Genomic DNA, 12,245 nt, shown 5'->3' with positions numbered 1-12,245 from the left:
CCAACGGTGCAACGGCAAAAACTATTTGACCTTCAGTTGGATTACATCGAGTTCCATCCGGTAGCCGCGACTACGAGCATGTTTACCGGTCGATGTAAGTCGGAGTTCCAGCAAGCCAGCCGAACCGAATTGCAGTTCGCCGCAGTCCACGACTCGAAAGTCCGGACGGGAAGAATACAGGTCGATTTTCGGTCCAATCACTTTTCCATTAATGCTAAGCTCCGCGAGGCCGCCCTCAGGAGATGTCCGCACAAGCAGTGCGAATTCATATTCACCAGCAGAAGGCACCGTGAGGTCATGCTCAATGAAATCCCCCGCACCACGGGCCTCAAAAACCCGGATACGCCCATGACTCGCATTTGGCATGTCGGCTATATACTGCGGCACACCATTCGTTCGTGATTCACAGTATTCAGCTTCATAAGTTCCCTCTGCAACCGGCAGCTCTGGCGGCAATGGCTTATTAAAATCGATATCTGTCACAAAATCGTTGACCGTGATCTGATCAAGCGAATCGACCGGAATGCCATCATTCACACAATTATTGAATCGAACTCCGTTAATGCGATGCGTGGCATCATATCCGCTCAATCGAATCTGACCGCCATTCATCCGGACATTCTCAAACAGTAATCGGTCAAAATGACCACGCTCATCCAAATATCCGGTTGAGTTACTGTACCGAGTTTCATCGATATAAAATCGAATCGGCTTTGAAGGCTTCTCAATCACAATATTTTCAAAGCGCAAATTGTCCATCCAAGCCCAATCCGAGAAATCGCTATAAATCCCAGCACCAGCATGTTGCAAAATATCGACATTGCGAATTGTAATGTTACGCCAAAGCTGAGCTTCCATGGATGCACCTATCCGAATACCATTGCCCGCTCCTGTATTCCAAATCACCACATTTTCTGCCAAGGCGTTTTCTGTGATAATCTCGCCGTTCGTCGCAGCATCCAGCGAGTGCCAGCCGAGACCATCATCTTCCGCTCGAATAAAAGTGTCACGAACCACAAAATTCTTCACCGCATCGATATCCACACCGTCGGTATTCACACCAATACCAAAGAGATTCATCTGCGAGACCTCAACGTTGATTGAGTTTAAAAAGAGCGTTTGCCACCAAGTGTCATTACTGCGGACACCGATCCCATCAACCTTGATATTCTCCGCATGATCAAACAAAATACCGTGTAACTTCTTATTGCGCAGCGCATATCCGGAAGTATCCAAGATTCCACGTCCCAAGACCTTCACATTTTGAACTGCAGTGGCTTCGATCCGCCCCCGCACCAGTGCGCCTGGCGCGAAATAAACCGTCTGCCCACTCTGAGGGCGAATCACACCCGCATAAGTTACGCCTGGTTTAAAATAAAGGACATTGGCATCCTCAGGAGAAGGCACATCCACTTCTTCAGGCGTCGCGATAATCGCCAGCGGCTTCCGCCCGGGAATCTGCACCACCAGCTTCACAGGCTCATCCAATGTAAACCGAATCGCATTCTGCACCCGAGTTGCCTTCAAATTGTGACGGTCCGGTTTGACGCTGAACTCCGTAAAGTCCCCTTGCACCATCACATCGACCAAAACAGGCTCATCGCGCATCGTGAACATAACGACGTCAAAATCATAAGGTTCTGACTTCACCTCGACTGAATGCCCACCAGCGATCAAGTAATAATTTGAGCTCTCCGGTGCCTCCGGATACCCGGGCACCGGGGTGACTCCCTCGACTGGAATTCCGGGCTGTCCCGGCAGTGGTTCCCGTAAAGCCGCGACTGCCGCCGCCACTGCCGGTGATGGCTCATAATCGATCACCAATCGACTCTTGCTGGATTTGAAACGAAAAATACTCCGATTCTGATTTTCCTCGGCGAGCTTCAGCAGCCATGCCCCCTTTGCTCCGATGGACGCTTGAACAGCGGCAGCAAGCGCCTTTCCACCCAAAGTAAACATCCGCCCAGATTCAGCCTCGGATGCGTTGACATTGATCAAGGCCAAACTCGGTCCGAAATCGCCGCCGAGACGGTTCCATTTGCTCTCCCGATTAAATCGAATCCAATCTACTGTTGATTCATCAAAAACTTGGTCCAAGGCATGCAGATTGAGTTGCTCCACGGTCGAGGAACTGCTGCCCGCACCTTTGTCCTGATCACTCACTTCCAAGACTAGTTCGGCATTGATAATCTTTGCTCCGACAAGCTCCGGTCGGTTCAAATCGAACGTCAACACCGACCGGAGATAGTCACCTACTTGCGCCGTATCACCAACGAGGAAGAGATGATTCCTTTCGTTATTTGCCAAATTGGCTGATTGTGTCGTGCGGATGTAGCCATCTGAAACCGACCTTAACACTAGCGTCTCTGCCTCAACAGACTTGGATGCAACGCCACACAACATGACGGCACAGATAAAAATTCTTTTTAAAGTAGATATGTGGAGTAACATAAGGAGAAATCTGTTTGATGAAAACTAATCAGAAGTGATTCTGATTTCAATTATCACAATAGCTCAGAGACAACAATGGACGATATGTTACTGTCACTTCGATACACATATTGCGGGGCCATAATTTTAGAGAAGACTACTTCCTGATCTCTTTTCGCCAACATATAACTTATCTATGCCCTTCTCTATTAATAATTTTCCCATATATTCGTGCAACTGGGTCTCACTTTTTTTCGCCTGGATCGGATGTGTTTGTACTGTCGTTGCCTCACAGGAACCGGGGAGCGATGTTGTCGCCGCATTTTCTAGAGCAACAAAGGGCGAACCGCTTCGCTATGTCGCCATTGGTGGCTCAATCACCCAAGCCAGCAGTTCGGGCTGGATCGGCGACTGGCTGGACGAGCAATTCCCCAAAAGCGAAATCAGTGTAGTGAACTCGGGGATGAGCGGCACCGGCAGTTCGCTGGGAATTTTCCGCATCGACCGCGATATCATCTCACATGCACCCGATCTTGTTGTGATCGAATATTGCGTCAATGACGGCGGCCTCACCGATGAACAGGCGATTCTCTACATGGAAACATTGGTCGTTCGACTCAAATCACTGCCGCATCCTCCGGCCATTGTCATAGTGGAAGCAGCCGCCCGCAGGGGCGTAAATCTACAGCGCCATCGCCGAATCGCCCGCCACTACGGTCTTGTGGAAGCGGACATGCAGGCCGCGGTCGAGGCCCACCTATCCGAACATGGCGAGGACTGGAATGTGTTATTTTCGGATGACGTTCATCCAAACCGTGCGGGGCACGCGCTCTACGCGGAAACACTGCGCAATACCTTGCGCCCACTACTCAACCGCGCACGCAGCAAGGATAGAGCGACTGCAACACCCCTCGTTCCTCTACCGCCCCCCCTCAGTACGAAGCCTCTGTTGCTCGATGCACGCTTGGTACCGCTCCAAGCATATATCACCCCAGACTGGAAAACAGGAGCACCGCCCTCTGCCTGGTGGGGCCGTTTCTTCCAAGGCGCAATCACCGCAGAGGCGCCGGGAACTGCACTGCGCCTCCCCGTCCGTGGGACAACCTTTGGCCTGTTCTACGCAAGAGACACGGATAATGGCTCATTCTTGGTCAATGTCGACGACTCCGTACCGAGTCATGTATATGCGAATACACGCGATGGTTTCTCCTACCTCCTCGCCGGAGTCGACCTGCCGGCCCGCGAGCACATGCTGAATGTCGTCCTGCCCGCAGAAAGCGAAATCGACCCTAGCCGCAACGGATCCGTAACCCTTGGCTATCTTCTACTGGCAGGGGAGACACAGGCAACGCGTGAGCCGAGTCCACAAGGCACGTTCACTCCCGAGGTGCTACGCGATCTCAATTTGGTCCCAGTGCCAGCGGACGCCTGGAGCTGGACGGGACCTTTTTCATTATCGTACCCAAAAGAGCAGATGCCGATCGACGCGCGGGCCGATACCTTTACAAAGTTCGCTCCCGAGCCCGGCGACGCGAATTTCAGTCTAGATCGTTTCACATGGAAACCTGTGTCCGCCGAGAGCAACCTCGTGGATTTTCGCACGCTCATAGGCGAAAAGAAACCGTCCTTCGTCTACGCCCGAACGGAATTCGATGGTGGATCGGGCGGTCAGGCCCTCCTTTCCATCACCGTCGATTACTACTGTCAGTTGTGGCTCAACGGCGAGCGCATTATAATATTCGACGGTCCACATCCGCGGCCGCATTTCTCCGGTCCAACTGAAAGCAGGAGCAAACGAGTTCTTCATTAAAGCTGGCGCGGGTAGTGCAGGTCACAGTCTGATCCTGAAAATCGCACGCTACTGATTAACTTGAGAAGTAATCCGGGACTTCGAGCAACAGGCGTCCTTTAATTGACGGCAGCACCCATCCAGTGCCGTCTTCGGTCGTCGCAAGGGTTTCATCTGTACCAAAGATCCGGACTTCTTTCGCACTCGATTGGAGGCGCAGGACTTCGTCGGCAAAACTTATGCGTTCTTCGCAAACATCAATCTCCAGGGCTTTTCGAAGCGGGATATAGTGTAGCAGTGTAATGAGCAGCTCACGCTCGCGGCGACGCGCAGCGCAAAGAATCGTCGTGGGCAAGCCGTCGCCGACGGGCGGCGGACCAACGCGATCACGGAGCACACGGCGCCAGACATCACGCACGGCCTGATTGCCCGTCTGCCTATATTCACGGAAGATGGGATCAGCGAAATAGATAAAACCTTCCCCCGCAAGGACAGCAGGAAAGCGGTCCGAATCGGCCTGTGGTGGCGTCTGAAAATGCGACGAAAAGGTGAGATCGGTGCGCTTGAAATACGGAAGTACGCGATCCACTAGAACCTCAACATCGCTCCCATGCTTCACGTTGAGCCCTTGCGAGTACACGACGCGATCACTCGCACTGAGTTCCAGCCAGAAAGCTTCACGGGCACGCCAGTACGTTGGGAATTTCTCAACCTTCCCCTCGAAAGTGAGTGGAAGAAAATCGAGTGCCCAATGGCCCGCGGCGTCACAGCCTGATTGAAACGAGAGAACCAACTGTCCACCTGCGGCGTGAAAAGCTTTTAATTTTTTATAGAGTACCGGGGTCACCACCACGTCGTCTGGCAGGATAAGCGCACTATGCACTGAGAGATCGGACGCGTCGTCGAGCAAAGAAACTTCATAGTGCACTTCCTCGCACATCTGAATTGCGCCTTCGTCGGATTTGCCGGTTTCGGCAAGATCCTTCTTCGGATGATTGGCGGAAATCACCCCAAGATTCGTAATCTCGCTGCTTCCTTGATAGAAAGGATCCGCAGCTTCACACTGAGCGTAAACCGCACCAATTAAATCATAGGCCGCCGCGTCGAGACGACCGCGCGGAGGGAGTTGGTCGCCGATCGAATTCCCGCCTCCAAGGGCTTGCGAGCGAAAGCACTCATATTCGAGTGCCGCCTGTGGCTTGATGCCGCCGAAGTCCCCCCACATCCGCTGAAAGCGACCGGTCATGCCGATCCATTGTTTGCCCCAGCGTCCCGCACCGCGCGCAAGTCGGGGAAAATGGTGGTAGCCCCAGAAACCAGACGGCAACGACTCGATCTCGATGTGCGTGCAATGTGACAGTCGTTGCCGTCCACCCGTTCCATCGACGAACACGTCGAATGGCGTATTGTAAAAAATGGTGCTCTTCGGCGATAGATCCCTCACAAGCTTGCTGAATCGCTCTGCGAAACAAGCCTGCGCGTGGGATTCAAAGCGCTTAAAGGTCTCTGCGTCATCTGCAGCAAAACCATGACGTCTGCGGTAAGCACGGGAAGCATCGCTATAATGCGCGAGGTGATCATAAAACAAGATATCGAAAAAGAGACCGTCGAGCGAACCATAGCGCTCAAACAGTTCGCACACATGTGCTTCGATGTAATCCTGAAAGTCGGGATTCACCCAGTCGTTGAAAAGCCAGCCACCCGGATGCGGTGGACGGGCGGGGTCGACATTATTGCAACGAGCAAATGTTCCGTCAGCGCGCATCTGCAACCATTCCGGATGAAGATGCGCGACGTTCTCCTCCCAGGCAATCGGGGTATAGACGGGACAACGAATGTCTTCCCGGTGCAGGGCTTCGATCATCTCACCAAGGAGATCGCGGTCGCCAATCGCGGGATGTGTTTTCCCCGTCTTTGTCGGGTAGTAGCACATACCATGATGGCATTTGGCGAAAATCGTGACACTGTTGACCCGAGCGCGTTTGAACGTCGCAGCGAAAGCATGCGCATCAAACTCGGTGCCAACATCGGAGATGAACGGCGAGGTATGAAAATCGAGATGAACTTGACGAGTTGAAACGGACATAAAATACAAGTTAGCGCAGGAAGTGGCACAAGCCGCATGGCGGATGCTCACCGCATTGAGAAATCGGTGTTATTGCAGTTCTAGGATAGGTTCGGCTACCGGATCTTCCCAGCTGCCGAAGTGAGCGCCCTTACCTATGGACGCAGGTTGGACAAGGACGAAAGATACCTTCTCCCCTGCAAAGTACCGAGCATTCACGTAATCGGTCACGTCGACGGAGTACGTCTGCCCAACGATACTGGCATCTGTGATCGTGGCAATCAGCGCGCCGGTGGAAAGCGGACGGTTGTTCCAAGTGACGCCGTTTTCCGTCCACGTATCATCGATTAGCTGACGGACCTCAACCGTGCGGTCACCCACACCCTCCCCGCCAACCTGAACCACTCTTAGCTTAAGAGTCGCCGTCTTCACCAGCGACGTCATGGAATCCAGGGGAAACCTCAGGTACGCCACCCGATCATACCCCGGACCATAGACATCCTTGACCAGCAGCCTAGTCGTCGTGCCATAGTTCGTCGTCGGCGCAGCGTCCCACACAAAAGTGTCAGCCTCCGCGGAAAGATTTCGGGGTACACCCACGGTCTCCTCTACAGCTTCGATCACCGCGAGTGTCTGCTGTATGTAGGCGTTGACTTCCGGTGCATTCGGATCCGCAATCTTCGGCACTCCGGGCTGCAGGTTTGGGTGCCCAGAATAATCAATGTACCCGGTCTGGCTCGCGTAGTTGTACCCGGTATTTCCCCACATGTAGATCGGACCAAAGGCATCCGCGGCAATGTCGCCTCCTCCTGGCAATGCCCAATAGTCCGCCCGACCAGTATAGGCAACGGTCGGTCCATAGACCACGTTTTTCACTAGATAATTATTTTCCGTCAGACGGTCGGTGAGCTCAAACGTCCGGCGAGTGGTCCCGTTGTCACAGATACCCATCATATAGCTTTCTCCAAACCATTTTGCCATGACGCCAAGATTACAGACGGAACGACTGCTCTGGGTTCCTTCCTCCATGTAGCCAACCCAGCGGCTGGTGCCGACGATCACGTTCTCAAAAGCTATACTGTTGGTGGAAACGTAATCAAAGTCATAGCCGTCGGAGGCCCAATCTATAAAATTGTGCTTGATCACAATGTGTCCCGAGTCCCCGCCAGCCACGGTATGTACGCCCCGGTGGCTTAGCTTGTGGCAATAATTATTTCGAAACACCGCACTATTCACGTTCCATCGAGCGGTGAAGGCCTGTTCGGTGGAAGCGATATCAAAGCCTTCAATCAGAACATTGGTGGCGTCATATACCCAGAAGCCGCTCGCCGTGTGATCGCTAATTATTTCAGCATTACCAAGTCCGATAAGTCGGATATTGACGCCGCTAATGTCAACAACCGCGTTCGTAGCCCATCCGTCAACCATAGGTTGATTTTTGAGCATCAACGAACCTCTCAGATAAACGGTCGTGTTGGATCGAATATTGAGGGGCGCGTTCAAAACGAAATCGCCGTTCAGATAATAAATGCCACCAGAGGAGATCGCGGAAAGGCCAGCGACAGTGGTAATGGTCTGCGCAAAAGGTGGCACCGCTGGGTCTGGAGCGTTCAACGCCTTAAGCACCGTGGCTAAAGTAGGCTCGGATTTCAACGAAGAATCCCAGCGTGGATGGGATTGAAGGAAATTCATAGCACGCCATGAGATTTCAGCTGTTACCATGTCATCTGCGATGTCCGCCCGGAGAGAGGACATCAAACACAACATAAACACCGTCGTAACGAATCGTCGGGCGGATTTCCTCAAGGAAAGCCGCTCTGGCATGAACAATCCGAAGACGGATGTTCGCAAGATGAGAGAGATGGGATTGTGTTGGAATATCTTCATGCTGAGGCCATAGGAATGTTGGAGCAAAGGAGCTATTTTAACGCAGCCAGAGCGGGCCATATTTTTCCGGATCCTTGCCCTCGGCGATGCCACCAAAAAGGCGGAGTGCGCGACGGCCTTTTTTTCCGGCATCGGCATCAGCGAGCGAGAGCGAAATGCCCATGGCCGAGCCCGCTGCCATTGGCTTGTCAAGTCCAAGCGTAGACCAGGGAAATAATATGTTATAGATGGTGAGATCATCCACTCGATCCACACGCAGATCGATGCGCGGTTCGGGCTCGCCCACAGGGAGTTCCGGCACGTAGGAAATCCATCGCCAAGTCATGACATCAGTGCCGTCCCAAGCAACTCCGTATTCAAAGACACGGTGCCCTTTAAGCCCAAAGAGATCGTTCGCCTCCCAACTCTTTTCGAAGTCAGGATCCAGCCCGATTTGTATGGCGTCCTGCGACCAGATCTCTTCGCCGGAGCGATTTTGCAAATGGTCGTCGTCTCGAACCGCAACGCGGAGATAAAGCCCCTCTGCGCCGTGAGCCGCTTGAAGGGTAGCGGAGCAATCCTCACGGGCAATGGGGCCGCCAAATGGATCCCAGTCGGTGAAATCAATCGAGGGGATTCGCTCCCAATCGGGCTCTGATCCATGCGCCACTGGAGAGGCGGCGAGCAGCGTCAGGTCAAGGGGACGCGTGACCACATCACGGCGGCCTTCATGGCGAGTGTCTACAGCGAGTTGGCCGCGATAGCGCTTGCCAGGAGCTAGGCCTTCGAGCGGAACGCTCAGGCGACGAATGTCGCCGGGATGAATCACCGGAGGATTGAGGAAGCGGTCGCGAGTGTCTTCAAGCGCGACCGCGACGCGCGTAGTCACGGGCCCGTCTGCGTGCGAGGTGACCGTTGTCGTCAGTCTTGGCGCATTTACCTCGGTGGGCCATTCGAGGACGGGTTCGGTTGCCTGAAGCGGAGGAATGACCCGAATCGGTTGCCCGATCCATTCGCCGTCCGCTTCAGTCAGGAGGAGATAGTCACCATTTTGGGCTGTGGCCGGCACGGCGAGGCGTCCATTCCTGACCTTCAGCGGCGCGGGAGCAATCCATGCATCGCTACCGGAAAGCACTGTGTCATCGCCGCCGCGCATGACGTCCAGAGCGGGCAACATTTTAATCTCAGGAGATTGGGCACTTGAGAATTCGAGGAAAATAGGACTGGGCGAGACCTCCAGTTCGTCGGCATCGGCATCCAAGGGGCGCCCCATCATATCCTCGCGACGGGAAGTGACGAGCGGCAAACCGATGGTTCGCGTCGTTTCTGTGTCCCATGCAACTGCGACCGAAGTATCATCAGTTTTCTCAAAGAGGATGAGGTGAGTCGTGGGCGTAAGCCGCAACCAGTTACCTAAACCACGTACGCCGGCGAGCCACCGGGCAACGTTGGCATAAGCAGCGAAGGAAGGCTTTGGGGTGGAATCATCGCGGATGAGCGAAAAACCGCGCTCGCCTGGATTCGGGGCCGCTTTGTAGTGGAGACAGAAAAAAGTCGCGTTTTCAACCCCGAGTGCGGCGAGGAGGGTGAGAGACCGTACGGCATAGCGCGCCTGCGTCAGTTCGTCGACCGGTTTCTGCCAAGTGCCTTTACCCGAGGTCCAGCCGAACTCGGTGAGATGAATGGGAAAATCGGGACGGTCGATCTCGCGAAGGAATTCTTGCAACTCGATGACACGTTGAATGAATTCTTCTTCAGGCGCAGAGCCGTCAACGTAGGCATGCACGACAAGCCCATCGAGGTGATCGAAGAGGCCCTCCTCGTTGGCGGTGACAAGATCGAGCCGAGCAGAGTCCTGGATGCGAATAGAGGAAAAACCGGGACCCAGAACCTTCGTTTGCGGGCGGACTTCTTTGATTCCATCTGCGATGGTAGCAAGCACGCGGACAAGTTCGGCGTTGGTCCCTCCCGCCCACTGCCATTCAGGTTCATTGTAGATCTCAAAGTAATCGGGGAAATGTTTCTCATGCTGACGCACCCATGCGGAAACAAGCTCTTTCAGTTGGCCCCAATCCTTTGGTTTTGTGAGGGGATTTCCAAAGCTCTTTTTCTTTTCCGTCGGTTCCATCAGCCAAAGCGGAAGTCCGAAAGACATAACGCCGACCTGGGTGAACGGACTATCGTGAAAGAGTTCCCGTTCCGCCTCTGGAGGTTCCGCATCAAGCAGTTCCTCGCCGACCGTATGAATGGAGATCATGCGCCGGTTCCAGCGGGCACCGGCGGCAAGCACAAGTTCCGGATCGCCCTGCACAGTCCAAAGACCCAGACGGGATTGCATGCGAAGCGCGTCTGGGATGAGCGGACCAACAACGGTCGACGTGGTCTCCGCACGAGTTGAGGATCCATCAACAAGCTTCAGCTCTGCCGTGAGTGAATAGTAGCCCTTGCCCGGCAGTGAAAATGAGAATTTTTCGTTGGCCTCCTCGGGCAGAGAAAATGTGCTGACAACATTTCCGAATTCATTACGCGCGACAATCTCCCCCCCGACAATACTTGTCGGCAGATGCAGAGTCATCGCTCCATTTATATCCGTAAAAATGTTCCCCTGGGCTTCAGAAGTGAACGTAGGGGCCTCGGATTGCTCCGCTGCAAACGAGAATGCTCCGGGCATTCCAAAGAATACAGTCGCCGTCGCCAGACGGAATGAGGTGAGTAAAAAGCTTAATTTCATGGTATGTTTAGCGAAGTTCGGAAGTCGTCAAAAGTTCCACGGAAATATCATCCACCCAGAGGGTCGCGGGGACCTCGGACTGGTAGGCGACAATCATCAGCGTTATGGATGCGGTACGGGAGTCGAGTGTGCCCGTTGCGTTGAGCTCAACCCATTCAGAAGAATTCGGAACATGGACAAGTGACTTTTCGTTATCGAGCAGGCGGATGCTTGTATTCTCTGCATCACGCTCAAGCAGGCGAATCCCAACACCATTCTCAACCAGACCATGGGTGCGTACGTGGAGATGGATACAAATCTTCCGCTCCTCAGAAGAATCGCCGGAAGGCGATGCGACTTTGATTGCAGGAGCATGGACAATTTTCTCTTTGCCAGACGCTTCCTTGAGTTCAATGCGCAGAGCGTGCATTCCAGAGTGCGGATCATCCGCATCCAGTTCGACACGAAAGGGAGTTCTCCAACCCGTGGCGGGCTGATAAGTGCTTCCATGACCAGCGCCCCAGCCTGGGACCCAAGAAGGCAAGCCCTCAAAATTATATTTAGCAAGCAATTCCGGGAAGAGGTCCGTCTTTGCCTGCAAGCTGCCAGCGACGGCGACGAATGTGAAAGTGATCGCCAAACTAAGACGATGCGAACGACGAATTGTAGAAAGAATGTTCATGGAAGGATACAAAGAGGTTTCAAGTCGTCTGGTCTACTCGTTGATCCCCTTGTTCCAGACTAAGTCGGTGGCAATGTCGGCAGGATACTGAAGTTCGATGTGCCCGTCGGCATAAGCAACCCAAGCTTTGCCACTATGACGGGAACCAAGAGTGTTGTTCGAGTCGACGTTGATTGCCATATATGCTGCGGCACCGCCGAAAGACCAGTTCTTCACTTTTTCAGTCTCCGCAAACACAATTGTGTCTGAGGCCTGAATCTGCGAGTATTTATAACGACCGTGCTCATAGTACTGGCTGTAATTGTTGCCCCATTGCTGGCCACTCGGACTCCCCTGGACGAGTTTGCTGTTGATCCCGTAATTCGGAGCGAGAACCTCACTCGATGGACATTTTCCGAGCTTGTCCGTATAGCCAACAGAGCGCAGATTAGTCGCACCGACACGCTTCTGGTTAATATCTTCCAGAAACCACATCGCTTGAGGGACCCAGCCATTGTTATCCTGCGCCCAAAGTAATGCAAGCGACTGAATCTGACGAATGTTTGAACCACAGTGAGCTGTCTGCGCTTTATCGCGGACACTACTGATCCCCACAAGAGCCAGTGACGCAAGGATGCTAACTACCGCAACCACAGTCAGCAGTTCAATCAAAGTAAACGCGTGCCGAGAAGTCGCTCGCCTGGAAATGATAGAAAGGTTCATG

General features: G+C 53.5%; 7 protein-coding genes. 1 reads left to right on the top strand and 6 read right to left on the bottom strand.

Going from position 1 to position 12,245, the window contains the following annotated elements; translation table 11 throughout:
• Positions 1–21: 21 nt before the first annotated feature.
• The gene (locus SH580_RS16925; protein ID WP_319832004.1) at positions 22–2,451 is read right to left on the bottom strand and encodes a glycosyl hydrolase family 28 protein; all 2,430 of its coding nucleotides are present in this window, start codon (positions 2,449–2,451) and stop codon (positions 22–24) included.
• 175 nt (positions 2,452–2,626) lie between these two features.
• On the opposite strand from SH580_RS16925, the gene SH580_RS16920 reads away from it, so the two are divergent.
• The gene (locus tag SH580_RS16920; protein ID WP_319832003.1) at positions 2,627–4,240 is read left to right on the top strand and encodes an SGNH/GDSL hydrolase family protein; all 1,614 of its coding nucleotides are present in this window, start codon (positions 2,627–2,629) and stop codon (positions 4,238–4,240) included.
• 55 nt (positions 4,241–4,295) lie between these two features.
• Here SH580_RS16920 and SH580_RS16915 read toward each other — a convergent pair whose 3' ends face one another.
• The 5 genes from SH580_RS16915 to SH580_RS16895 form a co-directional block, all read right to left on the bottom strand.
• Entirely contained in the window at positions 4,296–6,305 is a 2,010-nt protein-coding gene (locus tag SH580_RS16915) for an alpha-L-fucosidase (protein ID WP_319832002.1), read from the bottom strand.
• Positions 6,306–6,374: 69 nt separating this feature from the next.
• The gene (locus SH580_RS16910) at positions 6,375–7,976 is read right to left on the bottom strand and encodes a CBM96 family carbohydrate-binding protein (RefSeq protein ID WP_319832001.1); all 1,602 of its coding nucleotides are present in this window, start codon (positions 7,974–7,976) and stop codon (positions 6,375–6,377) included.
• 232 nt (positions 7,977–8,208) lie between these two features.
• The gene (locus SH580_RS16905; protein WP_319832000.1) at positions 8,209–10,881 is read right to left on the bottom strand and encodes a sugar-binding protein; all 2,673 of its coding nucleotides are present in this window, start codon (positions 10,879–10,881) and stop codon (positions 8,209–8,211) included.
• A 7-nt stretch (positions 10,882–10,888) separates the two neighbouring features.
• Positions 10,889–11,542 (bottom strand): hypothetical protein, encoded by a 654-nt coding sequence (locus SH580_RS16900; RefSeq protein ID WP_319831999.1) that lies wholly within the window; start codon positions 11,540–11,542, stop codon positions 10,889–10,891.
• 33 nt (positions 11,543–11,575) lie between these two features.
• Positions 11,576–12,244, bottom strand: a complete 669-nt coding sequence (locus tag SH580_RS16895; protein WP_319831998.1) for a prepilin-type N-terminal cleavage/methylation domain-containing protein — start codon at positions 12,242–12,244, stop codon at positions 11,576–11,578.
• Position 12,245: the final 1 nt, after the last annotated feature.

The sequence above is a fragment of the Coraliomargarita algicola genome, assembly GCF_033878955.1.
GTDB lineage: Bacteria > Verrucomicrobiota > Verrucomicrobiia > Opitutales > Coraliomargaritaceae > Thalassobacterium > Thalassobacterium algicola.
Note: the sequence above shows the minus strand (reverse complement) of the source record. Positions and strands in the feature narration are given on the sequence as shown.